We start from the raw sequence: 282 nt of genomic DNA, 5'->3' as shown, positions 1-282 counted from the left end.
CACATATTGATGACTTCGAAGTGGAAGTAGTGGCTATCAGGGAAGCAACCGGTTGGGGTAAATCTCTTGTTGAAGGCGCGATTTTTGCCCATGCGCGTCTGCAGCATTTGCCGAGGCTGCGTGCCTTGCAGGCTGAAACGCGTGTGATGGATCTGCAGCATTTGCGGGCGATTGATACCACGCTTGCTGAACTCGGCCCTGAGATTACTGATGACGCCTATGGTCAGTTCGACGCAATGCTGACGGCTACGTTTACTCCGACACGTGCTGGTCAGAACACTC

1 pseudogene is annotated in these 282 nt (G+C 53.5%); it reads left to right on the top strand.

The annotated features are described in order from the left end of the window. Positions 1 to 282, top strand: a pseudogene (locus HMPREF3101_RS09105) (HNH endonuclease); the annotation flags it as partial.

The sequence above is a fragment of the Corynebacterium sp. HMSC29G08 genome (genome assembly GCF_001806875.1).
Classification (GTDB): Bacteria; Actinomycetota; Actinomycetes; order Mycobacteriales; family Mycobacteriaceae; genus Corynebacterium.
Note: the sequence above shows the minus strand (reverse complement) of the source record. Positions and strands in the feature narration are given on the sequence as shown.